This window comes from Hymenobacter daecheongensis DSM 21074 (genome assembly GCF_900141805.1).
GTDB lineage: Bacteria > Bacteroidota > Bacteroidia > Cytophagales > Hymenobacteraceae > Hymenobacter > Hymenobacter daecheongensis.
Map to the genome: position 1 here is coordinate 104172 of NZ_FQYN01000001.1, position 25631 is coordinate 129802.

General features: G+C 57.6%; 26 protein-coding genes. 10 read left to right on the plus strand and 16 right to left on the minus strand.

Going from position 1 to position 25631, the window contains the following annotated elements; genetic code table 11:
* Nucleotides 1-2: 2 nt before the first annotated feature.
* On the minus strand, nt 3-1145 hold the full coding sequence (locus tag BUB62_RS00485; RefSeq protein WP_073105911.1) for a cysteine desulfurase family protein: 1143 nt from the start codon (nt 1143-1145) through the stop codon (nt 3-5).
* Between the two features lie 159 nt (nt 1146-1304).
* On the minus strand, nt 1305-2693 hold the full coding sequence (glmM, locus tag BUB62_RS00490; RefSeq protein WP_073104820.1) for a phosphoglucosamine mutase: 1389 nt from the start codon (nt 2691-2693) through the stop codon (nt 1305-1307).
* Nucleotides 2694-2854: 161 nt separating this feature from the next.
* On the opposite strand from glmM, the gene mazG reads away from it, so the two are divergent.
* The 9 genes from mazG to BUB62_RS00535 all read left to right on the plus strand — a co-directional run bounded on the left by mazG (nt 2855) and on the right by BUB62_RS00535 (nt 11057).
* On the plus strand, nt 2855-3694 hold the full coding sequence (mazG, locus tag BUB62_RS00495; RefSeq protein WP_073104823.1) for a nucleoside triphosphate pyrophosphohydrolase: 840 nt from the start codon (nt 2855-2857) through the stop codon (nt 3692-3694).
* Between the two features lie 273 nt (nt 3695-3967).
* On the plus strand, nt 3968-4852 hold the full coding sequence (locus BUB62_RS00500) for a MotA/TolQ/ExbB proton channel family protein (RefSeq protein WP_084538712.1): 885 nt from the start codon (nt 3968-3970) through the stop codon (nt 4850-4852).
* 67 nt (nt 4853-4919) lie between these two features.
* Nucleotides 4920-5543: an ExbD/TolR family protein gene (locus BUB62_RS00505; RefSeq protein ID WP_073104826.1), complete on the plus strand. Its 624-nt coding sequence runs from the start codon at nt 4920-4922 to the stop codon at nt 5541-5543.
* A 12-nt stretch (nt 5544-5555) separates the two neighbouring features.
* Entirely contained in the window at nt 5556-6083 is a 528-nt protein-coding gene (locus BUB62_RS00510) for an ExbD/TolR family protein (protein ID WP_073104829.1), read from the plus strand.
* Nucleotides 6080-6904 (plus strand): energy transducer TonB, encoded by an 825-nt coding sequence (locus BUB62_RS00515; RefSeq protein WP_234988443.1) that lies wholly within the window; start codon nt 6080-6082, stop codon nt 6902-6904. The genes BUB62_RS00510 and BUB62_RS00515 overlap by 4 nt, the downstream gene beginning before the upstream one ends.
* Before the next feature lie 226 nt (nt 6905-7130).
* Entirely contained in the window at nt 7131-7952 is an 822-nt protein-coding gene (locus tag BUB62_RS00520; RefSeq protein ID WP_159437377.1) for an energy transducer TonB, read from the plus strand.
* A 215-nt stretch (nt 7953-8167) separates the two neighbouring features.
* Entirely contained in the window at nt 8168-8422 is a 255-nt protein-coding gene (locus tag BUB62_RS00525) for a hypothetical protein (protein ID WP_073104835.1), read from the plus strand.
* Nucleotides 8412-9374 carry a PstS family phosphate ABC transporter substrate-binding protein gene (locus BUB62_RS00530; RefSeq protein WP_073104838.1) on the plus strand — a complete coding sequence of 321 codons (963 nt, stop codon included), beginning with the start codon at nt 8412-8414 and terminating at the stop codon, nt 9372-9374. The genes BUB62_RS00525 and BUB62_RS00530 overlap by 11 nt, the downstream gene beginning before the upstream one ends.
* 180 nt (nt 9375-9554) lie before the next feature.
* Nucleotides 9555-11057, plus strand: a complete 1503-nt coding sequence (locus tag BUB62_RS00535) for a tetratricopeptide repeat protein (protein ID WP_159437378.1) — start codon at nt 9555-9557, stop codon at nt 11055-11057.
* Nucleotides 11058-11142: 85 nt separating this feature from the next.
* Here the strand turns inward: BUB62_RS00535 and BUB62_RS00540 are convergent, their stop codons facing one another.
* The 14 genes from BUB62_RS00540 to BUB62_RS00605 all read right to left on the minus strand — a co-directional run bounded on the left by BUB62_RS00540 (nt 11143) and on the right by BUB62_RS00605 (nt 24690).
* Nucleotides 11143-12201 carry an RluA family pseudouridine synthase gene (locus BUB62_RS00540; protein ID WP_073104844.1) on the minus strand — a complete coding sequence of 353 codons (1059 nt, stop codon included), beginning with the start codon at nt 12199-12201 and terminating at the stop codon, nt 11143-11145.
* Nucleotides 12202-12285: 84 nt separating this feature from the next.
* Nucleotides 12286-12906 (minus strand): OmpH/Skp family outer membrane protein, encoded by a 621-nt coding sequence (locus tag BUB62_RS00545; protein ID WP_073105917.1) that lies wholly within the window; start codon nt 12904-12906, stop codon nt 12286-12288.
* A 51-nt stretch (nt 12907-12957) separates the two neighbouring features.
* Nucleotides 12958-13632: an OmpH/Skp family outer membrane protein gene (locus BUB62_RS00550; protein ID WP_073104847.1), complete on the minus strand. Its 675-nt coding sequence runs from the start codon at nt 13630-13632 to the stop codon at nt 12958-12960.
* Between the two features lie 45 nt (nt 13633-13677).
* Nucleotides 13678-16194: an outer membrane protein assembly factor BamA gene (gene bamA, locus BUB62_RS00555; RefSeq protein WP_073104851.1), complete on the minus strand. Its 2517-nt coding sequence runs from the start codon at nt 16192-16194 to the stop codon at nt 13678-13680.
* A gap of 7 nt (nt 16195-16201) precedes the next feature.
* Nucleotides 16202-16948: an isoprenyl transferase gene (locus BUB62_RS00560; protein ID WP_073104854.1), complete on the minus strand. Its 747-nt coding sequence runs from the start codon at nt 16946-16948 to the stop codon at nt 16202-16204.
* Between the two features lie 69 nt (nt 16949-17017).
* A complete protein-coding gene (porG, locus tag BUB62_RS00565) occupies nt 17018-17770 on the minus strand; it encodes a type IX secretion system protein PorG (RefSeq protein WP_073104857.1) in 753 nt (250 codons plus the stop codon).
* 42 nt (nt 17771-17812) lie between these two features.
* On the minus strand, nt 17813-18706 hold the full coding sequence (locus tag BUB62_RS00570; RefSeq protein WP_073104860.1) for a DUF6089 family protein: 894 nt from the start codon (nt 18704-18706) through the stop codon (nt 17813-17815).
* 131 nt (nt 18707-18837) lie between these two features.
* Complete coding sequence (locus BUB62_RS00575; RefSeq protein ID WP_073104863.1) at nt 18838-19731, minus strand: NAD kinase; 894 nt, start codon at nt 19729-19731, stop codon at nt 18838-18840.
* A 35-nt stretch (nt 19732-19766) separates the two neighbouring features.
* Entirely contained in the window at nt 19767-21155 is a 1389-nt protein-coding gene (locus BUB62_RS00580) for a POTRA domain-containing protein (protein WP_084538714.1), read from the minus strand.
* Nucleotides 21156-21331: 176 nt separating this feature from the next.
* Nucleotides 21332-22000 (minus strand): CBS domain-containing protein, encoded by a 669-nt coding sequence (locus BUB62_RS00585; protein ID WP_073104866.1) that lies wholly within the window; start codon nt 21998-22000, stop codon nt 21332-21334.
* A 106-nt stretch (nt 22001-22106) separates the two neighbouring features.
* The gene (locus tag BUB62_RS00590) at nt 22107-22892 is read right to left on the minus strand and encodes an alpha/beta fold hydrolase (protein ID WP_073104869.1); all 786 of its coding nucleotides are present in this window, start codon (nt 22890-22892) and stop codon (nt 22107-22109) included.
* 18 nt (nt 22893-22910) lie between these two features.
* A complete protein-coding gene (locus tag BUB62_RS00595; protein ID WP_073104872.1) occupies nt 22911-23513 on the minus strand; it encodes an anthranilate synthase component II in 603 nt (200 codons plus the stop codon).
* Between the two features lie 78 nt (nt 23514-23591).
* A complete protein-coding gene (locus BUB62_RS00600; RefSeq protein ID WP_073104875.1) occupies nt 23592-24113 on the minus strand; it encodes a CvpA family protein in 522 nt (173 codons plus the stop codon).
* Nucleotides 24114-24225: 112 nt separating this feature from the next.
* Nucleotides 24226-24690, minus strand: coding sequence for a GatB/YqeY domain-containing protein (locus BUB62_RS00605; protein WP_073104879.1), 465 nt, complete (start codon nt 24688-24690; stop codon nt 24226-24228).
* Between the two features lie 129 nt (nt 24691-24819).
* Between BUB62_RS00605 and BUB62_RS00610 the strand changes: the two genes are divergently transcribed.
* Nucleotides 24820-25533, plus strand: coding sequence for a pyridoxine 5'-phosphate synthase (locus BUB62_RS00610; protein WP_073104882.1), 714 nt, complete (start codon nt 24820-24822; stop codon nt 25531-25533).
* Nucleotides 25534-25631: the final 98 nt, after the last annotated feature.

A 25631-nucleotide genomic window follows, 5' to 3' on the forward strand; every position in this document is an offset into this window, starting at 1 on the left:
GGCTATACCGAAACCTTGCGGTACATTTTCGCCAGCTGCTCCACCGCGAAATCCACTTCCGCTTCGGTATTGTACTTGCTCATCGAGAAGCGAATGGCGCCCCGGTTGGGGTCGCAGCCCAGGGCCGTCAGCACATGCGAGCCGGCATTGGCCCCGCTGGTGCACGCCGAGCCACCCGAAACCGATACGTGGTTGATATCCAGGTTGAACAGCAGCATTTCTGTCATTTCCGATGCCGGTAGGCTCACGTTCAGCACGGTGTACAGGCTCTCATCGGCCAGCGCCGAGCAGCCATTGAACGCCACGTCCTCGATTTCGCTCGTCAGCCGCGCAATAAACCGGTCTTTCAGGCCCTGAATATGGCGATGGTGCTCCGCCATGTGGCTGCTGGCAATTTCCAGCGCCTTGGCCAGCCCCACAATGCCGTACACATTCTCCGTACCGGCCCGCACGTTGCGCTCCTGCGAGCCGCCATGAATCAGCGAATCAGCCTGCACGCCCGAGCGGCGGTACAGGAAGCCCACGCCTTTCGGGCCGTGAAACTTATGGGCCGAACCCACCAGAAAGTGCGCTTTCAACTGCTGCACATCGTGGCGGTAGTGCCCCATCGTCTGCACCGTATCGGTATGGAAAATAGCCTCGTGCCGCGCACAGATGTCGCCGATGGTCTGAATGTCGTTCAGGTTGCCGATTTCGTTGTTGCCGTGCATCAGGCTCACGAAGGAGCGCGAATTAGCCGCCAGCAATTCCTCCAGATGCGCCAGATCCAGACGGCCCTGCGCGTCGTGGCGCACGTAGCTCAGCTTGATGTCGCCGCTTTTTTCCAGCGCCTGCAGCGTGTGCAGCACCGCGTGGTGCTCCAGCGGCGAGGTGATGGCGTGGCGCAGTCCCAGCGTGCGAATGCTGCCGAACGCCGCGTAGTTATCGGCCTCGGTGCCGCCCGAGGTGAAGGAAATTTCAGCCGGCGAGGCATTGAGTAGGTGCGCAATGGTTTTGCGGGCATTCTCGATAGCGGCCCGCACCTTGCGCCCGTGCCCATGAATGCTGCTGGGGTTGCCGAAATGCTCGCGCATGAAAGGCAGCATCGTTTCCAACACTTCCGGGTCCAGCGGCGTGGTGGCAGCATTATCGAAGTAAGCGGCCATGGGAGCGGCCGCCGATGCGTGCAGATCGGGCGTAGATAGCATACGGACAGGTTGAAATGGAAGCGCCGTGAACAGCGCGCCACAAAAATAAAGGATTCCGGCGGGCCCGCCGGAATCCTTCAGAAATCTGAGTGGCATACTACGCCAACCGCTCGCACCTTACGCCGAAATAATCTCTTTGATATCGGCAATGATTTTATTAGCCAGGTGGTCGGCCGTGGCATTCGAGTCCGATTCGGCATAAATCCGGATAATCGGCTCCGTGTTCGACTTGCGCAGGTGCACCCACTCCTTGTCAAACTCGATTTTAACGCCGTCGATGGTGTTCACCGGCTGCTTGGCGTAGCGCTTTTCCATCTTGCGCAGCACCAGATCGGTGTCGATTTCCGGCGTCAGCTCAATCTTGTTTTTGGAGATGAAATAGCTCGGATAAGAGCCCCGCAGGCGCGTCATGGTCAGGCCTGTTTTGGCCAGATGACTGAGGAACAGCGCAATGCCCACCAGCGAGTCGCGGCCGTAGTGCAGCTCAGGGTAAATGATGCCCCCGTTGCCCTCGCCCCCGATAATGGCGTTGGTTTCCTTCATTTTGGTCACCACGTTCACCTCGCCCACAGCAGCGGCGGCGTACTGGCCGCCGGCCTTTTCGGTCACGTCGCGCAGGGCGCGGGTGCTGCTCAGGTTGCTCACCGTGTTGCCCCCGCCGCTCTGCTGCAGCACGTAGTCGGCCACGGCCACCAGCGTATACTCTTCGCCGAACATGGTGCCATCCTCATTCACCAGCGCCAAGCGGTCCACGTCAGGATCCACCACAATGCCGAGGTCGAAGGAGCCTTTCTCCATCGTCTTGGCAATTTCACGCAGGTTTTCGGGTAGCGGCTCGGGGTTGTGGGCGAAGTCGCCGGTGGGCTCGCAGAAGAGCTTTTCAATAGTTTCCACGCCCAACGCCTCCAGCAACATCGGCACCGCAAAGCCCCCGCAGGAGTTCACCGCATCTACTACCACCCGGAAATTCTTGGCTTTAATGGCCTTCACATCCACCAGCGGCAGCTTCAGAATTGCGTCGATGTGCTTTTGCAGAAACGTGTCGTCGGTGGAGTACTGGCCGAGCTTGGTCACGGGCGCAAAGTCGAAGGCTTCGGTGTCGCCGAGGTGCAGTACCTGCTGGCCGTCCTTGTCCGAAATGAACTCGCCCTTGTCGTTGAGCAGCTTCAGCGCGTTCCACTGCTTGGGGTTGTGCGAAGCCGTCAGAATGATGCCGCCACCAGCTTTTTTGGCCGGCACGGCCATTTCCACCGTCGGCGTAGTGCTCAGGCCCAGGTCGATGACGTTGATGCCCAGGCCCTGCAGCGTGGCCGCCACCAGCTTGCTCACCATCTCGCCGGAAATGCGGGCATCGCGCCCGATGACGATGGTGTTGTTTTTAGTTTTGTCCAGTACCCAGGTGCCAAAGGCAGCCGCGTACTTCACCACGTCGAGCGGAGTCAGTCCTTCACCGGCCGCGCCGCCGATAGTACCTCGAATGCCGGAAATTGATTTAATCAGTGCCACAAGTCAGGTCAGTTTTTGAGTCGGCAAAAGTAGAGAAACGCGCCTGCTTTCCCTACGCAAGTAGGCGGTGCCGCGCCGTAATCAGCGGCCACAAATCCGGCAAAAGAACCTTCCCGACCAGCAGGACCGCCATAAAAACATCCGTATCGTATATTTGACTAATGGAAATATCAACCCCTACGCCCGGCCGCCGCGCCGACCAGCTCGCCGCTTTCGGCCGCCTGCTCGACGTGCTGGACCGCCTGCGGGCCGAGTGCCCCTGGGACCGCAAGCAAACGATGCAGAGCCTGCGCCACCTCACCATCGAGGAAACTTACGAACTCTCCGACGCCATCCTGCGCGACGACCTGCCCGACGTGAAAAAGGAGTTGGGCGACGTGCTGCTTCACCTCACCTTCTACGCCAAGATAGCCTCCGAAACCAACCAGTTCGACATCGCCGACGTGCTCAACGCGCAGTGCGAAAAGCTCATTTTTCGGCACCCCCACATCTACGGCGACGTAACCGTACAGGATGAAGAAGACGTAAAGCGCAATTGGGAGCAGTTGAAGCTGAAAGAGAAAGGAAATTCTTCCGTATTGGGCGGCGTGCCCACTTCCTTGCCGGCGCTGGTGAAGGCTATGCGCATCCAGGAAAAGGCGCGGGGGGCGGGCTTCGACTGGGAGCGCCAGGAGCAGGTCTGGGAGAAAGTGCAGGAGGAGCTGGCCGAATTTGGCGATGAATTCGCCAACGCTGACCCCGCCAAAATGAACCAGGAGCGGGCTACCGCCGAATTTGGCGACCTGCTTTTCTCGCTGGTCAACTTCGCCCGGTTTGCCAATATCAACCCTGAAGAGGCTTTGGAACGTACAAATCGTAAATTCATCCGGCGCTTCCAGTTTCTGGAAACCGAGGCTGCCCGCGAAGGCCACCGCCTCACAGATCTGAGCTTAGCGCAGATGGATGTTTATTGGGAGCAAGCCAAAAAACTACCCCCATCTGAGCTACCTGAACCAGCGTAGGAATAGCCTTTTTTTGAGGCACAAACCGTTTTAAAGCGTTTAAACGCATTTTCCATTTGGCAGCGCGTTGCTTTTTATTTAGGTTTGCCAAGGATAGACTGAATTCGCAAGGGGCCCCGCGCACGAGCAGACCCACGATTTCCGCCGCCTTATTCGGGAGCGGAGCGTGCGGGTGAGCGGGGCCGCCGTCGTCTTTGGCCCTGTCCACTTCACTTGTTCACCTTTTACTACTTAATTCAACCTTTCACCACCAACCACTAATTCTCCGGAACAATGGAACAAAAGAATGCCATGAACAAGAACGTGCGGCCCGCCGCTCCTGCTGCACCCAAAGGTGAGGCAAAAGGTGGGTCAGCGTTTGCTGCCATCGTGATTCCCCTCGCATTTGTTGTCTCAGTTATAGTTTACCTCTTCGTGTTTGGTAACGGCAGCAACTTTCAGGGCGGCGACAACGCAAACAACCCATTGCCCGGCAACTGGCTCGGCATCGTTTACAAAGGCGGCCCCATCGTACCGCTGCTGCTGACCATGTTCCTGCTGGTATTCACGTTCTCGATTGAGCGTTTCCTGACCATCAGCAAGGCTAAAGGCACCAAGAGCATTGAGACTTTTGTGCGCACCATCCGTCAGAAACTGAACGTAAACGACATCACCGGTGCCATTGCTACCTGCGACCAGCAGAAAGGCTCGGTAGCCAACGTGGTGAAAGCCGGCCTGGGCAAATACCAGGAGATGGCCCGTGAGCGTAACATGGAAAAAGACCAGAAAATCCTGGCTATCCAGAAGGAAATCGAGGAATCGACGGCGCTGGAATTGCCAATGCTGGAGAAAAACCTGGTTATCCTCTCCACGCTGGCTTCTATCGCCACGCTGGTAGGTCTGCTGGGTACGGTATTCGGTATGATCAAGGCCTTCGCCGCTCTGGCGCAGGGTGGTGCTCCCGATGCCGTAGGTCTGGCCAACGGTATTTCGGAAGCTCTGATCAACACGGCTCTGGGTATCGGTACGTCGGCCATTGCCATCGTAGCCTACAACTTCTTCACCAGCAAGATTGACGAGCTGACCTACAGCATCGACGAGGCTGGCTTCAGCATCATTCAGACCTTCGCCCAGCAGCACGGCGAAACGGCTCACACGACGACGACCACTCAGGCTTAGTTCGCTGCCAGCGCACTAAACCGCAGTTTGTGTCGTTTCTGAATCATCGCTATTAACCACGCCAGAAATGCCCAAAGTAAAGCCCCATAGAACGTCCCCTTCGCTGGATATGACCCCGATGGTGGACCTGGCATTCCTGCTGGTGACGTTCTTCATGCTCACCACCAAGTTTGCTCCCGAGGAAGCGGTGGTGGTGGACACGCCCTCATCTACCTCCGAGCTGCGCCTGCCCGAAAGCCACGTTATTACGATTTCGGTGGACAAGGACAAGCGCGTATTCTTCGGGATGGATGATGCCAAGCCCAAGATGGCCATGCTGTCGCGGGTCGGAGCCAAGTATGGTGTCACCTTCACGGCGGCCCAGGCAAAGACCTTCTCCAACCTGTCCAGCTTCGGCGTACCGGTGCAGCAGCTGCCCGATTTCCTGAGCCGCGACAACGAGCAGCGCAAAACCATCAAGCAGCCCGGCATTCCGGCCGACTCGCTCAACAATCAGTTCATTGATTGGGTGGTAGAGGCGCAGGCTGCCAGCCGCAAGGAGTTTGGTAAGCCAGCCTACGTTGCCATCAAAGGCGACGGTGTAGCTGACGTGCCCACGGTGATGAAAGTCATCAAGCTGCTGCAGGATAAGAACATCAACCGTTTCAACCTGATTACGGACTTGGAAACCAAGCCCGTAGCCGGCAAGTAACCCCGCAGAGCCATGGCCGAAATACAACAACAAGACAAAGGCGGCGGAAAAGGCGGAAAAAAGAGAGCCAAAAAAATGTCGACCAAAATCGACATGACTCCCATGGTGGATTTGGCTTTCCTGCTCCTCACCTTCTTCATGCTGACCACTACGTTCGCCAAGCCGACCGTCATGCAGATGACGATGCCGGTGCCGCCGAAGAAGGATGATCCGCCTCAGGAGCTTCCAGCTTCCAATGCTTTCACCATCCTGATGGACGAAGGCAACAAGGTGTACTACTACGAAGGGCTGCTCAAGGAAGGCGAAGCAAAGCCGGAATTGATACCAACCAGCTATGCTGCCGACGGCATTCGTAAAGCACTGTTGGAGCGTAAGCGCCGGGACCCCAAAACGGTGGTGCTGATTAAGCCGGCCGATAAGTCCAATTACAAGAACATGGTTGACATCCTCGACGAGATGAACATCACTGACCAGAAGAAATATGCGTTGGTGAAGATCTCAAAAGCGGATGAGGACCTCATTAAAACCTCTGGCAAATGATGGATAACACGCAACTGGCGCGTGCATCGTTCGACGACATCGTTTTTGAAGGCCGCAACAAGGCCTACGGAGCGTATGTTCTGCGGCGCTTGTACGGTAGCCACGTTACGCGGGCCCTTCTCATTGCAGTCGCCATTTTCGCCATCATGGTTAGCTTCCCGCTCATCGCGCGGATGTTTAGCAACGATGACATCAAGAAGGATGACAAGATGCTGAAGGTGAACGAGCTGATGGAAGCTCCGCCGCTGGACGAAACAAAACCCCCACCACCGCCCCCACCACCGGAGGCCCCGCCTCCGCCCCCACCAAAGCTTTCCACCATCAAGTTCACCCCTCCGGTGGTGAAGAAGGATGAGGAAATCAAGAAGGTGGAGGAAATTCCGGACCAGGATGAGCTCAAGGAGAAGGTGGTTGCCACCGAAACTGTGAAAGGCAACACCGACAACCCTAACCTGGAAGGTCTGGAAGGCAAAGGCAACGAGGTGGTTGCAGAGGTAGTTGAGCAGAAGGTATATACCTACGTAGAGCAGATGCCAGTATTCCCCGGCGGACAGGAAGCGCTGCTCAAGTACATCGGTGAACACGTCAAATATCCTGCTCTGGCCCTGCGCAATCAGGTGGAAGGCAAGGTATTCATCGCCTTCGTTGTCGGCCCAGACGGGCAGGTATCGGATGTGAAGATTCAGAAGGGTATTGGCGCAGGCTGCGACGAAGAAGCCGCCCGCGTTATCAAAACCCTGCCGAAGTTTGCTCCCGGCAAGCAGAATGGTCGGGCCGTAAGTGTTTCGTATACGGTGCCTGTAACCTTCGCTATTCGCTAAGCTTACTTAGCTCCCGCTAAACCGGGTGCTGTTTAAAAACCTCAGATTGGCCTTCGGGCTGGTCTGAGGTTTTTTTATGTTGAAAAATGTCATCGGCTTACATACTATCTAGGTTTGTCTGGGCGTTTTGAGTCTGAAAGCCAGCGAGTAAGATGTTGTGGAGTAGAACTAGGGCTTGGGTAATCTGTGTCTGCGACCATTTTTTCACCTTTAGCCCTATATGCCCATGAACACCTTGCACCTGAACACCGCTTCGCTGGATGACATAGTTTTTGAAGGCCGCAATCAATCGTATGGCGCTTATGTGCTGCGCCGCATTTATAGCCGCCATCTGGTCACGGGGCTGACTATTTCGATTTTGCTTTGCCTGCTGCTGGTGGCCCTGCCCCTGCTGGTGCAGCGACTGTGGCCGGCTATGGTGGTGGTGCCCCCAATACCTGTAGAAGGAAGGGTAACGCTGGAACCTTATACTCCGCCCAAAGAAGCCACCAAGCCGGCCGCGGCGCGGCTCAAGGTGCCACATACGGTGGTGGTAACGCCGCGGGCCGATAGAGTGCCGCAGGTAGTGAAAGACCCTTTGACCAAGCCCCAGGAGCCGCTGGCTCCCGGCAGCCTTGCCGACCCTGGAGCCACGGTAGGTCCCGCAGCTACGGATACCGGCCTCGACGTTGGCAGTGGCCCAGCAACTGCCCCACACTCCGATTCGGGCAAGGCGGCCAACCCGGCCCCACCGGCTCCGTTCGTGCACGTAGAAGTGATGCCGGAATTTGCGGGCGGCGCTGATGCGCTGCGGCAGTACATGCAGCGCAATCTGAAATATCCGCGGCAGGCGCTGGCAGGTGCGGTATCTGGTAAGGTGTTCGTGGCTTTCACGGTGCAGGCCAGCGGTGCCATATCAGATGTGCAGGTGCTCAAGGGCCTGGGCTACGGCACCGATGAGGAAGCCGCCCGCGTGGTGAAGGAAATGCCGGCCTGGACTCCAGGGCGGCAAAACAGCCATCCGGTGGCGGTGCGCTACACGCTACCCATTACTTTTCGGTATGAATAGCCGCCATAGCCCGCAATAGCTGGCCAGCAGTATATTTGCTGAAATTGGTGTTTGATAAGTCAGAAAACAGCCGGTTGAGCCCAACCGATTGTTTTCTGACTTTTTGCATCTGCTCCCGGCTTCAGGCTGAAGCGGGCGCAGGACCAAAGCGAACAATCTGCTGGTATTTTCGCGTTATGCTGTAGTTCCTTGGCTTATTCCTTCTTCACTTTCGTATGCTAAACCGCCCTACCACAGATGAGCGTCTGGGCAAATCGCCCCAGCGCCTAGTGCCCTACTTCCTGCTGGTGATGTCCGTGATTTATATGGGGCTGGGCGTTTTTCTCTGGCTTGCGCACGGCCTCATTGCGCTGCCGCTGGGCACGCGCCGTATTCTGGGCACTGTTTTCCTGCTCTACGGAATCATTAGATTTGTCCGGACTTACGGGCAGCATTTCAAACGCAAACCGACCTACGACGATGAACAATAATTTGTGGAAGGCCGGTGTGGCGCTGGCGCTAAGCAGCTTTTCGCTGGTAGCCTGCAACAGCGTCGGCAACTCGGGCGCGGCGGCCGAAACCGACACTACCACCAGCGGCAGCATCAGCATCAGTGTAGACGAAACATTTGCCCCGATTCTGGCCTCTCAGGTCGATACATTCCAGAAGCTTTACCAGAGCGCGAAAGTAAAGGCCGCTTACAAGCCTGAACAGGCCGCAATTCAGGATCTGATTGACAACAAAGCCCGCGTGATAGTAGTGGCCCGGCAACTGACCGGTGCCGAAACAGCCGAGTTTGACCGCCTTAAGCTGGTGCCGCGCGCCATTAAGCTGGCTACCGATGGCCTGGCCATTATCGTGCACCCCAGTAACCCCGACTCGCTGCTCACTATCGCGCAACTGCGTGACATTTTCACGGGCAAAACGGCCGACTGGAACCAGGTGAGCGGCAAGAAGAAGCTGGGAGCCATCAACGTGGTTTTTGATGCCAACCGCTCCAGCACCGCCCGCTACGTGCAGGATTCGGTGACGCGTGGAGCCGCGCTGACCCAGCGCGTATTTGCGGCCAAATCGAACCCTGCTTTACTGGATTACGTTGCTACACATCCCAGCGCCATCGGCGTAGTAGGGGCCAATTGGATCAGTGACCGGGACGATGAGGCTGTGCAGCGCTTTTTGAAGCGGGTGCGCGTGGTCGGTATCAGTGCCAATCCGAATCCGCAAAAGGCGGAAGATTATGTGCAGCCCTATCAGGCCTACATGGCCCTCAAGACCTACCCGCTGCGCCGGGACGTGTATCTGATCAGCCGGGAGGCGCGGGCGGGCCTTGGCACTGGTTTTGCATCTTTCGCGGCAGGCAACAAAGGCCAGCTCATCATTCTGAAATCGGGGCTGGTTCCCGCCGTCGGCCAAACGCGAATTATTAACACCAATAAGCTTTAGCCGCCTTTCTTTAACTTTCCACACGCTTTTTCACCAAACCTTTTGCTCATGAACTTCAAGCCCTGGAAGCTATCGCTCCTCGTTGCCTTGTCTGTTTCCGGCTCTGCCGCTATTGCTCAGAATACTACGAGCGCCCAGAAATCAATTGAGCTGGAGCGCTATAATGAAGCCCGGGCATCTTTGCTTAAGCTAGGGCAGTCGGCCGATGCTTCGTTTGCGTTGGGCCGCCTGTATCAGCTGCGCAACATGCCGGATTCGGCAGCTTACTACTTTAACCGGGTTCCGCTGAATCCGAAAGATGCTATGTCGTTGGTAGCAGCGGGCCGGGCGGCTTTGGCGCAAGGCAAAACCGCAGAGGCTGAAATCCACTTCGACAATGCTGCCAAGCTCACCAAAAGCAAGGATGCTAAGGTGCTGACGATGATTGCGCAGGCCTACGCCGAGTCGGACGTGAAAGATGCCACGAAAGCACTGAGCTACGTGGAAGCGGCCCATAAGGCCAACAAAGGCAAGGACGACGCGGCGCTGATGATTGCCCGCGGCGACATTTACCTGAAGCAGGAAACCGGCGGCGGCGAGGCAATGTCGAGCTACGAGCGCGCCTCGCTGGCCAACCCGAACGACGCCCTGTCTTACTACCGCAAAGGCCAGTTGAACGTACGTTCGCGCAACTACAATGAAGCCCGCACGTCGTTTGAAAAGGCTCTGAGCCTTGACCCAAGCTACGCGCCGGCCCAGCGCGACCTGGCCGAAATGTATTTCTACGCCGGCAAGTACGATGATGCTCTTTCCGGCTTCCAGAAGTACATGGCCGCCGCCGAGAAAACGCCGGACACGGATGCCAAGTACGCTTCGTTCCTGTTCCTGACCAAGAAATATCCGGAGGCGCTGGTTGAGATTGATAAAGTGCTGGCACGCGACCCGAACAACTTGACCATGAACCGGCTGCGGGCGTACTCGCTGTATGAAACCGGCAAAAACGACGAGGCCATTGCCGCCATGGACAAGTTCATGAAAACGGCTCCGGCCGGCAAAGTTCTCAAGGAAGACAATGTGTACTACGCCAAGATGCTCTCGAAATCCGGCAAGGGCGAACAGGGCGTGGCGTTGCTGGAGAAGGCCGTAGCAGCCGACCCAACCAACGGCGACCTGCGCAAAGACTTGGCCCAGGCGTATCTGAGCAAGAAAGACTACCCGAACGCCATCGGACAGTATAAGATGCGCATGAAGGATGGCAAAGGCGACTTGGCCGACAACGTACTGCTGGCGCGGGCCTACGAGCTCAACAAACAATACACGCAGGCCGACAGCCTCTACAACGTGGTACTGGTAGCACGCCCCACCTACGTGCCGGGCTACATGATGCGGGCCCACGTGAATACTTACCTTGATCCGACCTCGAAGCTGGGCACTGCCAAGCCGTATTACGAGAAGTACATTGAGGTAGCTACCGCCAACGACCCAGCCAAATACAAGGATGGCCTGATTGAGGCCAACAACTACCTGGGCTCGTATTATCTCTTCACTAAAAGCGACAAAGCGGCCGCTCTGCCCTACTACCAGAAGGTTCTGGCCCTGGACCCAGGCAACAAGGACGCTACGGTAGCTGTGAACGAAATAACCGGCAAAAATAAAGTGGCCACTAAAGCTCCTGCTAAGAAGGCTCCGGTAAAGAAGAAGTAACGCTTCTTGCTTCAGTAAAAAGGCCCGTTACAATCGTAGCGGGCCTTTTTTTGTATCCGAGTGGGCGGTCAGGCTATTCCTGCTCCTACACACCGTACTTTTCCCAAAGCTTGAGCACGGCGGCGAAGTCAGCGGGCAGTTCCACTTCAAAGTGCATGGTGGCTCCGGTCTGCGGATGCACGAAGCCCAGCGACTTGGCATGCAGGGCTTGGCGGGGCATCACCTGAAAGGCGTGCTCCACGAAGTCCCGGTAGGCCCCCGTGCGCTGGCCGTAGAGCACCTTATGGCCGCCATAGGTAGCATCGGAGAACAGCGGGTGGCCGATGTGCTTCATATGCACCCGAATCTGGTGCGTACGACCGGTTTCGAGGTTGCACTGCACCAGCGAAACGTGCTGGAACGTCTGGAGCACTTTGTAGTGCGTCACGGCGTGCTTGCCCTGGTCGCCCTCGGGGAACACGGCCTGCACCTTGCGGTCTTTTATGCTGCGACCAATATTACCCGTAATTGTGCCCTGCGTTTCCTTCGGAATGCCCCACACCAGTGCCAGATACGTGCGCTCGATGGTGTGATGGAAAAACTGATTGGACAGATGCGTCATGGCCCATTCCGTTTTGCCGATGACCAGCAGACCGGACGTATCCTTATCGATGCGGTGCACGAGGCCGGGACGGATTTCGCCGTTGCGGCCGGTGGGCAGGTGGTTTAGGTGGTGCGTGAGGCCGTTTACCAGCGTACCGTGCCAGTTGCCGAAGGCCGGATGCACCACCAGCCCCGCCGGCTTGTTCACCATCAGCAGCGACTCGTCTTCGTAGCGAATATCGAGGTCCATGGGCTCGGGCAGCACCCGAAAATCGATGGGGGGCTCGGGCAGCGTGATGGTAATGACATCGAACGGCTTGATGCGGTAGTTCGACTTCACCGGCTTCTCGTTTACCTGCACCGCCTCGGCCTCAATGGCATTCTGAATCTTGGTGCGCGAGGTGTGCGAAAGCCGCCGCATCAGAAACTTATCGATGCGCAGCAACTCCTGCTTGCGGTCTACCTTGATGCGGTGATGCTCATATAGCTCGTCGCCTTCACCTTCCTCTTCGGGCAGGTTGAGGTTGGGCAGATCTTGTTCTTCGTCGTCCGTGTCCGTCATGGTGGCGGCAGTTGGGTAAAAAGGTAAAAAAGAAAGCCGGAGCCCAGGGCCCCGGCTTTGCTGGCCGAAAAAAGCGCGAGGCGCTTACTTCTTCGTTTTAGTCTTGGTCTTGGTGGCAGCCGGTACGGCCGGGGTTGCTGCGGCAGCCGGTGTGGCTACTTTAGCAGCCGGGGCGGCACCCGGCGTGATGCCCATTTTCTTGAGCACCAGGTCCGAAATGTCGCCGTCTTTGGGGCCGTGCAGCAGCACCGGGCTGGCACCGTCCGAATTCAGCACGTAAGTGTAGCCATTCTCTTCGGCCACCACGTCAATGGTCTTCTGGAGCTTATCGAGGGCCGGCTTTAGCAGCGTCTGCTGCTTCTGCTGCAGGCTCTGATCGGCGCTGCGCTGAAACTCCTGGATGGATCCCTGCAGGCCGGTTAACTCTTTCTCTTTGTCGGCCCGCACTACTTCCGTCATCGTGGAAGCGCCCTTCTGGTAGGCTTCGGCCTTGGTCTGATAGTCGCTGTACTTGCTTTTCAACTGCGCTTCGAGCTGCGAACTGTAAGCCTTCAAATCGGATTCGATCTGCTTGCTTTCCGGCATCTGGCTCAGCACGTATTCCACGCTGGTGTAGCCGATTTTCAACGGAGCTTGCGCCAAGGCCGCGGTGGTAGTCGTAAGGCTGAAAACGGCCGCAATCAGGGCAAGACGGAATTTGTTCATGGTAATCATTAAAGGAAAAACGGTCAGAGAGTTGGAGTTGCGGGAGCAAAGTTAATTTTTTCCGGCACCTGGGCGCGGGGCGCGGGTGGCGGGCTTGCGCGGGGCCGGAGCCGGGGCCTCATCCGACTCAGAGTCGCCGGCCGGTGTGGTGGGCTTGGTTACGGTGCGCACGGCCCCCTTCTGGGCCGGCTGGTTGCGGTCTTCGGAAGCCAAACCCAATTCTTCCATCACAAATTCCGTGTAATCGTGAATGGGGTTGGTGTACAGCATAGTCAGGTCGCCGGATTTATCGAAGATGATGCCCAACTGCTTCTTCTTCGCCACTTTCTCCACCGCTTCAAACACCTGATCCTGCACGGGCTTAGTCAGCTCCTGGCGCTTCTTGAAAAGCTGGCCTTCGTAGCCGAAAATCTTGTTCTGGTAGGCCTTCACGTCCTGCTCCTTCTTCAGAATCTCGTCTTGGCGCTTCTTTTTCATCGGCTCCGTCAGCAGCACCTCTTCCGACTGATAGTTGCGGTAGAGCTTGTCGAGGTCCTTTTTCTGGCTCTCAATCTCCTTCTGCCAGTTGGTCGACAGCGTGTTCAATTCCTGCTGGGCCTGCGCGTAGGCCGGCATCTTGCCCATGATAAACTCGGAGTCGATGTAGCCAAACTTCTGGGCCTGCGCCGCGGGAGTGGCCGTGAGCAGCACGAAAGCGGCCGACAGCAGGCAAAACAGTTTTTTCATAGCACCTGAGTGAGACGTGAAATCCGGCGGCAAACCGCCGCAACGCTAGCGAATCTGCTGCCCGATGATAAAGTGGAAAATCCCTTTCTGCTGCGCGGCCTGACCCGGCGAGTACACATCTACCTTGTCGAAGCCGTAGCCGTAGTCGAAGCCCAGCAAACCAAATGCCGACATGAAAATGCGGGCCCCTACCCCGGCCGAGCGGTACAGCTTGTAGGGGTTGTAGCGGTTGTATTGCTCAAAGGCATTGCCCGCCTCCGCGAAGCCCAGCACGTATACCGTGGCCGCCGGATTGAGCGAAACCGGGTAGCGCATTTCCATTACGTACTTATTGTACACAACACCGCCTCCCGACTGAGGGTTCTGAATGGCCGTAGCCGTATTCGGGTCCTCATAGCCGCGCAGGCCGATATATTCGGTGCCCACAATGAAGTTGGACGATCCACCATAGCCCAGGCCCGACCCACCGAGCTTGAAGCGCTCAAATGGACCGATGGGGCGGCTGGAATTGTAGGAGCCGATGAAGCCGAAATGGGCCCGCGTGTTCAGCACTAGCTTGCCCACCACGGGCGTAAACCACGAAGCATCGAACATCCACTTATGAAATTCGATCCACTCATTCACGTTCGGGTGCGCCCCTTTGAACACCGAGTACGGCGGGGTTAGATTCACGCTCAGCGCCAAAGAAGAACCCCGGCGCGTGTAGGTCGGATTGTCAATGCTATTGCGCGACAACGTGGTGTTGAAGGTGATGTTGTTCGCGTTGCCAGTAGAGAAATCCGTGAAGCCCGGATAGTTATTCAGCTGATAGCGGCTGATAGACAGCGAGTTGCTCAGCGTGAAATAGTCATCGGGCACGCGCAGGCGGCGGCCCAGGCCAACCGTCACGCTGTTCACTTTAATCGACTGATCGTTGTTCGCGTCGAAGTTAGAACCCACGCGCTGGATACTGCGGTTCAAGCTCACCGACAGCGAGTTGGGCTTGCGCCCGCCCAGCCAGGGCTCCGTGAAGGAGAAAGAGTACGCTTGGTATTGGGTGCCGTTGGCCTGCACGTTCAGTGCAAGGCGCTGGCCGTCGCCGGCCGGCACGGGGGTCCAGTTGCGGAAGTTGCCAGCTTTGCGCAGCGAGAAGTTGTTAAATACCAACCCGACCGTGCCAATGAAGCCCGCGTAGCCGCCCCAGCCGCCCGAAAGCGTAATCTGGTCAGAGGGCTTTTCAACCACCGAATAGTTGATATCCACGGTGCCCTCGGCCTGGTTTGGCACCGGCACCATCCCGATTTTTTCCGGGTCAAAATAGCCCAGCGTGGCAATCTGCCGCTGCGAGCGGATCAGCAACTCGCGGTTGAACTTGTCGCCGGGCAGCGTCTGCAGTTCGCGCCGCAGCACATGGTCGCTGGTCTTGGTGTTGCCGGCAATGTTCACTTCCTTGATGCGGGCCTGCACGCCTTCGCTGATGCGCATCTCAATGTCGATGGAGTCGCCCTCTACTTTGGTTTCGACCGGATCGATGCCAAAGAACAGGTAGCCGTCGTTCATGTAGAGCGAAGTCACGTCCTGGCCGGTTGGGTTGTAGTTCAGGCGCTTGTCCAGCGTTTCCTTGCTGTATGTGCTGCCCTCCTTAATGCCCAGCACCGACGACAGCGTGCGGTTATCATACAGGTAGTTGCCGCTCCAGGTAATGTGGCGGAAGTAATACTTCGGGCCTTCATCTACCTTAATGGTCAGGGCCAGGCCGTCATCCGTCCGGACCAATGTGTCCGATACGATGGCCGCATCCCGGTAGCCCTCGCCGTTATAAAAGTCGATCAGCTTTTTCTTATCCTCCTCAAATTCCGACTGCTGGAACTTGCCGGCCGTCAGCGGATTGTATGCTTTCCGGGCTTTGGTTTTCTTCAGCTTGCCCCGCAGCTTGCGGTCGGTGAAAGCCGTATTGCCCTCGAAAGCAATATCCCGAATGCGAATTTTCTCGCCCTTATCCACACTGATGTTCAGCACCACACTGTTCGACAGGCTGGAATCCGGCGTTTGGGTAATGGTAGCTTTCGCGTCTAGAAAGCCCTTGTTCGTGTAGAACTTGCGTACCTGCGCCCGCGTGTTGTTCAGAAGCGCATCGGTCACCACCTTTCCCCGAATCAGCTTGATTTTGTTCTTTAGATCATCGGCCTGGGTCTTGCTGATGCCCGTAAACACGAACTTCGACAAGCGCGGGCGCTCCGTTAGGTTGAAATCCAGAAAGATCTTGGTGCCTTCCGTGCGGGCAATGGATACGCTCACGTCGCCCAGAATGCCTTGTTCCCACAGCCGCCGGATGGCTTTGCCAATTTCCTCGCCCGGTACGGTAATAGGGTCACCGATTTTCAGGCCCGTCAGGCCAATGAGCGTATTGGTATCGAGGTAGCGGGCACCGCTCACCGTGATACCGCCCAACGTATACCGCTGCGGCTCAGCGCCTCCCGGAGCAGTGGGCGTGGTTTGGGCCCAGGTGGCTTCAGCGGTCATTCCTACTACCAGGAGCAGCACGGTTAGAAACCGGAAAAGCGTATTTGAGAAAGAAATCATTGAAAACTTACGAAACGGTTAGCTGCTCACTGGTTTTGCCAAAGCGCCGCTCCCGGCGCTGATAGGCCTGGATGGCATCGTAGAAATGCTCGCGCCGGAAATCAGGCCATAGCAAGTCCGTAATATAGAGTTCGGTGTACGCCAGCTGCCACAGCAGAAAGTTGCTGATGCGCTGCTCCCCGCTGGTCCGAATCAGCAGTTCCGGATCGGGCACGCCAGCCGTAGACAGATACCGGGCAATGGTCTGCTCACTCACTTGCTCGGGTAGCAGCGTACCGGCCGCCACCTCCCGGGCTACGCGCTGCGTAGCCTGCGTCAGGTCCCAGCGGCCGCTGTAGCTCAAGGCCAGAATCAGCGTCATGCGTGAGCCGGCTTTTGTCAGCTCTTTGGCTTCCGCCAATTCCCGCTGGCATGATTCCGGCAGGCTGCTTATATCGCCAATGGATTCCAGCCGAATGCTGTTTTTCAGCAGCGTCGGCGTCTCCTGCCGAATAGTATGCACCAGCAGCTGCATCAGCGCCATTACCTCGTGCTTGGGCCGGGCCCAGTTCTCGGTCGAAAAAGCGTAGAGTGTCAGATACTGCACGCCTACTTCCGCCGCGGCCTCCACCGTATCCCGAACCGCCGTAATGGCATTCTGATGGCCGAAGATGCGCAAACCGCCTTTCTGCTTGGCCCAGCGGCCATTGCCATCCATAATGACGGCAACGTGGGCAGGTAAATTCTGAGAGTCTATTTCGGACCGGGCGGCCATCGGTGCTTTTTGCGTAAAAGAGGCCGCAAGGTACGCAAATGGTTGCATTCAGCCCCGCCATAATGCCTTCTACCTCAATAGCTGCTTATTTTCCTTATAAGAATCCGGGCAATGAATTTTGTAAAAAGTATAGGATATACTCACCCCATTATAGAAATACCAGTCCTGATCGTGGCTATTGACCAAAACCGGAGTCTGCGTGCTGGCATGGTCCAACTCATCCGTAAAGGTCTTGCGGGCTCCGGCCTCCAGCCCCAAGTTCCAGTGCCGCGACAGCGCCAGCTTCAATCCGAAACCGGCCGGAATGGCTATTCCCAGCATGTTGCCGCTTTTGTTGAATGCTTCGGCACCCGCCGCGCTACTCTGCGTGGTGGTGTTAGCATAAAATCCGGCCACCCCCACCATCACGTAGGGCGTAAAATGTATCTTCTCTTTGCGGTTATGAAAGTCAAAGAAATTATACTCCAGAGCCCCCGACACCTCAAGCAGACTGCCCTTCATGTTGGCTCGTCGCGCCGCTGATAAAGGAGCCGTGTTGCCATTTATCCCTTTCACGTTCGCATCATCGGCCCGTAGCAGCCCGCCCATCACCGCCCCACGCAACGTAATGGGAGCCGAAATATCCCGCCGGTAAAAGGCAGTTAGAGCAGGCCGGTTATTTCTGAACTGATAGCTGGGGGCTAGGTCACCTTTATAAACCAGGCCACCCACACCAATACCTACTTCGCTGGTATTTTGAGCCGTAGCAGAGGAGACAAAAAAAACGCTCCCTGCTTGCACAAGGCAAACAAGGAGCGTTTTGAAGAGAGACGAATTCGTCATTAGACTAGCTGAAAGTTGAATCAGACAGCCAGCAAAAGCTGTCTAACGGAATTTAGGGCTCTTAACGCGCGGCGCCAAGATGTAGTTTAGGTTTACCCCAGTAACGATGTACCAGTCCTTCTCATTGCCCTTGCCGCGCATTTCGCCGGGAGAGTTGAAATTGATGAAGGTACCATCATCGGTGCGGGTGATGCCCCTACCAAAATATTTGGCAGCAGGAGATGTGAGCTTACTATCCTCGATATATACTTGGCTTACATCATCCAGATAGTCCGTGAATGTCTTGCGCCAGCCTATTTCCAGACCAATATCGAAGCTTCGGTTCAGCTTATAGCGCACACCACCGCCAAAAGGAATCGATACCTGAGTCAGGCTGTAAGATATTCCTTCGGTTTGCAAAGGCTGCAGATTCACGTAGGTACCCTGTTCAAGATTAGAAGTATTCGGACCTACCAAACCTTTGGGGTTATGGTGGAATACTGCAACACCAGCAAATACATATGGGACAAAATCCGGGCGTTTAATGTAGTTGTTCCGATTGGCAATGAGGTCGAAAACGCCTACAGCGGAAGCTTCCACAAGGTCATTGCGGAAGTTCATGTTACGGTGGTAGCGGAAGCGAGCGTCAGCATCATTCTTGTCGGCTGCTTTGCTGTCATCACCGGTAATGCGACCATAGGCCAGCGCTACCCGAGCCGAGATACGGGGAGTAAAGCGGTGAGTCAGGTTAACCCCAATGTTGGGGCGGGTGGCGGCGAAGCGCAGGCTTGGAATGCTGGCTTTCGGCACGATGTCGCCGAAGTAGTTCATGGCATTCAGGCTTACGCCAACAGAGTTGTACTGTTTCCGCTTGCTGAACTGCTGCGCACTCGCCTCCGGAGAAACCAGCGCAAGGGCCAGCGCCAGAGTCAGGGTGTAGGTGAAAAATTGCTTCATATGGAGCGAAAATTTTTATGGATATGCAAAGTGGAAGAACGCGGTAAATCCGTCAGGACACGGTCGCAGTCGGCAACAAAAGTACGGTTTGCCAGCAACTTAAAAAACAAATAGCAGAAATTCTCGATTTTTTAGAGCGGTACTCCAGCCGGATTGCGGCGGTCGAGGCCCCAATTGAGTTTGCTGCGCAAGGTACTCAGAAAGTTTACGTGATTTAATTTGACCAAGCGGGCAGCGAATGTTTCACGCCGAACGGCTATCTGAATGCCGGCATCGACGGGCACCGCCCGCGAATCGAGGGAGAGCAGGAAGTTATTGCTGCGGCCCTCAATTTCGAAGGAAATGACGCTACGATCTGGGACAATCAAAGGCCGGACGTTCAGATTGTGCGGACATACGGGAGCAATGATAAAATTGTTGGTCTGGGGCAACATTACGGGTCCCCCACAGCTCAGCGAGTAGCCGGTAGAGCCCGTAGGCGTGGCCACGATCAGGCCATCAGCCCAATAGGAATTGAGGTATTCGCCGTCGATGTACGTGTGGACGACGATCATAGACGACGTGTCGCGCTTCGAAATCGAAAACTCGTTGAGGCCGAAGTTGATACCGTCGAAAACTTCGGGGTCAGTATCAACGCGGATGAGGCTGCGCTCCTCAATGACGAAATGGCCTTTGAATAGCGCGTCGATGGCCTGGGCGATGTGGGCGGTGGTGATGGTAGCCAGGAAGCCCAGGCGGCCGGTATTGATGCCCAGAATCGGGATTTGGAGCGCGCCAACGTAGGTTACAGTGTCGAGCAGGGTGCCGTCGCCGCCGATACTGAAGACGAACTGCACGCCGCGCAGGGAATCGCCGCGGCGGAAGGTGCCGATGGCTTCGGGCAGCCGCAGACGGTTGTCGAGGTAGGTGCGAAACGACTCGACGATGATGATGTCGGTGCGGCGGGCCACCAGATCATCGAGCAGGGCCTGCACGAAGGGCAGGGTTTCTTCGTCGAAGGGCTTACCCAGAATGGCAATTTTCATAACACAAACATAATCTAACCAGAGAGCAGAACGGGTCAGATGGGAAACTCACTACGGAAGAAAAAGCCTCCTTCGCCCCGGCCGTTGCGGGTGTACTCCAAGGTCAGTACCCGGTCGTAGAAGGTGACGAGGTGTAGACCGAGGCCGGCGGAGGCCAGTAGCTGGTTGGGGAGCCAATTCGTGGCTTCCACCGTACGGGCAGCGACATAACCGGCATCGACAAAGGTATTTAAATAAAGCACCAGCGGAATGCGGTTGACTTTGGGGTCACGGATGGCATCGAGCTTGAGCTGGCCTAGATCGAAGAGCCGATACGATACGCTTTGCTGCACCAGACCGTAGTGGCGGCCATCCACTACGTAAGGGTCGTAGCCGCGCACGAGGCGGTCGTAGCCCAGGGCACGGTGGTCGATGTAGGCCACGCGCTCAGCGAAGCGCAGCTGGCCCTGCAGGTTGAAATTGTAGTAAAAACCGCGACCCAGGGCGAAATACTGGGCGTACTGGGCGCTGGCGGTGGTGATATCGGGGGTGTCGGGCGTGAGGAAGGTGCGGTGCGCCAGGGTGGCCTGCGCGAAGCGGCCGGTGAGCGGATACGCAAACGTGTTGCGTTGATTCAGGGTAGAGCTTAGGCGCACATCCAGAAACTCGCGGCGGGTGCGGCCCAGATAGTAGTCGGGGTTGCGGCGCAGCACCGAATCGGAAATCTGCTGGCGGTGGTAGGCAACATCCAGAGCAGTGCGGCGCTGCACGGTGTGGCGCCAGCGCAGCCCGGCCGTGACGTAGCGGCGCTCGATGGGAAAGCCGGTTTCGTCGCGGAACGTAACAAGGCGGTCCTGCACGGTGGCGTAGTCGAGGGCGTGGCTGCGGTAGTAGGAAAGCGCGAAGCCGAAGCCCACGCGGCGGCGGCGGCCGTAGCCGGGCGCTTCGTAGAACAGCTCGTATTTGCGGTTGAAACCCAGCTGCAGATTGCCGCTCAGATCTTCGTTGCGGCCGCGGAAGTTGCGGCGCACCAGGTGCAGGCCATAATCGACGCGCTGCCACTTGTCGGGGCGGTCGAGCCAGGCGCGGAAGTTGCGGTCAGCGAGGGAGAATATGGGCACCGGAAACGTGTACCAGCGCTCCTGCAGGCTAAACAGCACCGTGATTTCACCGTCGCGGCACACGGTTTCGGTGAGAACTTGGTGGAAAAGCTGCAGGTTGAAGATTCGGCGGCGGTTGGCTTCGAGGCGCTTGTTCAGCTGAGCGGCCGGGATGGTGTCGCCTTCGTGAAAATCCAGCTCAGCCCGTAGAATCGGCTCTTTCGTGACCTCATTGCCCACAAACAAAATCGTCCCTACGCGCAGTGCCGCATACTCGGGGCACTGCACCCGCACGAGACTATCGGGGGTCGTGGGCCGGCGGGTGGTATCTGGCCGGACGGCCATAGGATGGAAAGAGGAAGGCCAGCCCAGCAGCAGAAAAAGCAAACAGGCAAGCACTAGTGGAATTCTGACTGTTGAATTCTAAATTCTGAATTAGCAGGCTTCACCATAAGTATGGCAATGGCCAGGCTGGTCAGAAGGTTGATTCTCAATTCAGAATTCATAATTCACAATTGCTCCTAGAGGCTTAGGTATTTGAGCAGGGCATCGAAACGGTCCTGCTCGCCTTCGCTGACCTCACCGGCGCCGCTGAACTGGGCCGTGATGATGTAGCCGAACCGCTCGAGCGTGGCCGTGATGCGGGCCAGATCGGCGGTATTGAGCTTCAGGGTGAGGCGGATCTTGTAGGGGTCGTGCTCGTCCTGCGCGACGTGGGCGCTGAGAATCTTGGCGTTGTTTTCCTCAACGTAGCGGCTGATCTGGGTGAGGGAATAGTCGCGCTCGGCCATCGACATGACGATGATGCCGCCCTGACCGGCGGCAATGGGCATCTGGCCAAACGCGGCCAGCGTATCGCCCACCGTGACTACGCCCAGGTATTCGCGCCGGTCGTCGAGCACGGGCACGAGCTGGAGCTTGTTCTGAATGGCCAGCTCCATGATGCTGTAGAAGTGCTGATCGTGCTGCACATGCACATTGGCAAAGCCGAAAGGAACGCTGGCCAGGGGCTGGTCGGAGTTTTCGTGGTCGAGCAGGTCGGCTTCGGTGATGAGGCCGCGGTATTGCCGGTTTTCGAGCACGGGAAGCTGGCCCACATGAAACTCTTCCAGCCACTTGGCAGCCTTAGAGGCTGAGTCGGAGACTTTGAGCGGCGGAATCATCTGGTTGAGCAAGTCTTCGGCAATCATCGAATGCATCGGCAAGAAAAAGCTGAAAGGCGTAAATAAACTGCTTACAAACGATGAATAAGCGAACGGGCAGCTGCTTTGTTCAGTAGCGCCTAACCCGCTGACTTCAGGCCCCTACCGCCACCGGGTGCCCGGCCGTGCGGCGCAGAAACTGGCGCAGATAGGCATTAAACTCCTGAGGGCGCTCCATCATGGGAGCGTGGCCGCAATGGTCGAGGAAGCGCAGCTCGGAGCTGCTGATGAGGCGGTGAAACTCGTGGGCGACGGGCGGCGGCGTGATGGTATCGTTCAGACCCCAGACCAGCAGCGTGGGCACCTTGATACGGGTAAGATCCTTGCCAAGGTTGTGGCGCTGGGCCGAGCGGGCAATGCTAATGATGCGCAGGCACTTAGCATTGGAGTTGGTCACGTTGAAAACTTCATCAACCAGCTCCTTGGTCGCCACCTGGGGGTCGTAGAAGGTATAGGCCACGCGCTCCTGCACGAAGGCATAGTTGCCGCGCTTGGGGAAGGAGCCGCCCATCGAGTCTTCAAAAAGGCCGCTGCTGCCGGTGAGCACCAGCCGCCGCACCCGGTCGGGGTGGCGCAGCGTATAGACCAGCGCCACATGGCCGCCGAGCGAGTTGCCGAGCACCGTAGTGGGCTCGGTGAGGTGAATGGCAGCCAGAAAATCCTCCACGTAACTCATCAGGCCCGGTACGCCGGCCTTGCTCAGCGGCATCTCATAGATGGGCAGCAGCGGAATGATAACGCGGTGGTCGGTGCTGAATTCGCGCACCACATCTTCCCAGTTGCTGAGCGCCCCAAACAGGCCATGCAGCAGCAGCAGCACCTCGCCGGTGCCTTCATCGACGTAGTTGAATCCGTTTCGTTCCTTGATCTGCAGTTCCATCTTCTCGGGGCGGGCGGCTCAGGCAGGTTGGGCCTGACCGGCCTTTGCAATGATACAACACTTGACCCAATTGCCCAGCAAGGCCAGCCCATGGGTCGTTAAGAGGGCTTCGGGGTGAAACTGGACCCCGTATAGCGGAAGCGTACGGTGCCGCAGGGCCATCAGTTCGGCGGGCTCGTCGGTGGTGAAAGCTAAGGGAGCCAGCACCGGCGGCAAGTCTTTGAGCACCAGAGAATGGTAGCGCGTAACCGGCATCCGGGCAGGCAGGCCGGCAAACAGCGGGTCTTCGATGGCGCAGCTGATGGTGGATAGTTTGCCGTGCATGGGCCGCGCCGCCCGCGTGAGCCGGGCCCCGAAAAACTCGCCCAGCGCCTGGTGGCCCAGACACACACCCAGCATGGGCAGCCGCTGGTGATAGGCTTCGATGAGGGCCAGCAGGCAGCCGGCTGCAGCCGGCGTGCCAGGACCGGGCGAGAGGACAACGGCATCGAAAGCCAGCCGCTGGATTTCGGCCAGCGGCACGTCGTTGCGCACCACATGGGCATGCACGCCCAGCTGCCTGTAGTAGTCGAGCAGATTGTAAGTGAACGAGTCGAAATTATCGAGCAGCAGTACTTGCATAGGCTACGTACCAGATACCGCGGGGCAGCAATTGGTTGGTAGTAACTCGGCTTTCGCCGCATAAAAGTTGGCCAGGGGCTAAAATACGCCGCGCAGCCGCGTAAGCAGCGTGCTGGCAAACGGCAGTACAAACCCAACCACCTCCAGCGCCACCGGCGTGGCGTGCTGCACCAGCGGCAGCACCTGCGAGTCGGCAACCAGCTGGGGCGAAAGCAGCTTGAGGCCGGCCAGCCCTACGCCGTGCAACAGCAGGCTCAGGCCCAGAATCCATTTCAGGGCCCCGGCTGCGCCGCCCAGCAGGTGGTCGAGCATGCCCAGCGGAGTGAGATGAACAGCGCTTTTAATAACGCCGCCCAGCAGATGCACGCCCCAGGTAATGCCCACAAACACCAGCAGAAACGACACCAGCGGCAACGCCCCGAAGGCATCGCCCACGTAGTGCCGCACCAGCGGAATGGCATCGTTGAGCAGTGTCAGCCCACCCACGGCCCCCAGCACAAACGCTAGCAGTGAGGCCACCTCCAGCACCAGCCCCCGGCGGAAGCCCTTCACGGCGCCCACCCCCAGGGGCAAGAGAAGCAATATGTCGAAGCCGGACATGGCGGAGAGGTTGTGAAGTTGTGGAGTTGTGAAAACGGAGTGATGATGTTCTGCTGGCGCTAGGTGCGCAGTTTGAACAACTCACAATTTCACAACTTCATAATCTCACCGTTTAGACATTCGTGTTGTTTAGCAGGTTGCTGACTACCTGGGAGATGACGCGGCCGTCGGCCTGGCCGGCCAGCTCGCGGGCGGCTACGCCCATCACTTTGCCCAGATCGGAGGGGCCGGTGGCACCTACCTGCTGAATGATGGCCACGATGCGCTCCACGATATCGGCCTCCGACATCTGCTGGGGCAGGTATTCTTCGATGATGGCAAGCTCAGCCAGCTCGGTTTCCTCTAGGTCGGAGCGGAACTGCTTCTGGTAGGTTTCGGCGGCTTCGCGGCGCTGCTTGGCGGCTTTGGTGAGCAGCTTCATTTCGGCGTCGGGCGAAAGGGTTGCGCCGTGGGCTCCTTCGGCCGTTTCGGCCAGCAGAATCTGCGACTTGATGCTGCGCAGCGTGAGCAGGCGCACTTTGTCCTTGGCCAGCATGGCTTTCTTGATATCAGCGTCGATGAGTTCTTTCAGAGCCATAAGAGGGAGCTTGAGTAACGGAGTGAGTGAATGGCGGGCTGGGCCGAAGCGGCGCGGCACCTTGTTGGGCCGGGGAACGTAACTTTGGCCCGGTGCGGGCAGCAAAGGCCCCAAATTTCGCCCTATGTCATGACGAAACTTAGCGTAAACATAAATAAAATAGCCACGCTACGGAATGCCCGCGGCCACAACCGCCCCAACGTGGTGCAAACGGCCCTTGACTGTGAGCGGTTTGGCGCGGAGGGAATTACAGTGCATCCGCGACCCGATGAGCGCCACATCCGCTTTCAGGACGTGCGCGACCTGCGCCGCGTCATCAGTACGGAGCTGAACGTGGAGGGCAACCCGACGGCCGAATTCCTGGCCCTGGTGCGCGAAGTGCGGCCCGAGCAGGTGACGCTGGTGCCCGACGCCCCCGATGCCATTACCTCCAACGCCGGCTGGGATACCATCGAGCACCAGATCTACCTCACCGGCATCGTGACGGAGCTGAAAAGCCTGGGCTGCCGCGTCAGCATCTTCCTCGACCCCAACCCGGCCATGGTGAAAGCCGCCGTGGGCACCGGCACCGACCGCATCGAACTATACACCGAGGACTATGCCCGCCGCTACCCCACCGACCCCGCCGCCGCCATTGCGCCCTACCGGACGGCCGCCATCCTGGCGCAGCAGCTGGGCCTGGGCCTGAATGCCGGCCACGACCTCGACCTGGAAAACCTGGCCTACCTGAAGCAGAACTTACCCGGTCTGGCCGAGGTTAGCATCGGGCACGCGCTGGTGTGCGACGCGCTGTATCTGGGGCTGGAAAACACGATTCAGCTGTATAAGCGGCAGCTGCGCTAGGGTCTGTGGAGAATAAAAACAGAACGTCATTCCGAGCGAAGCCGAGGAATCTCGCGTGCTGACGTCTGAATAGTAATCCCACATCAGCACGCGAGATT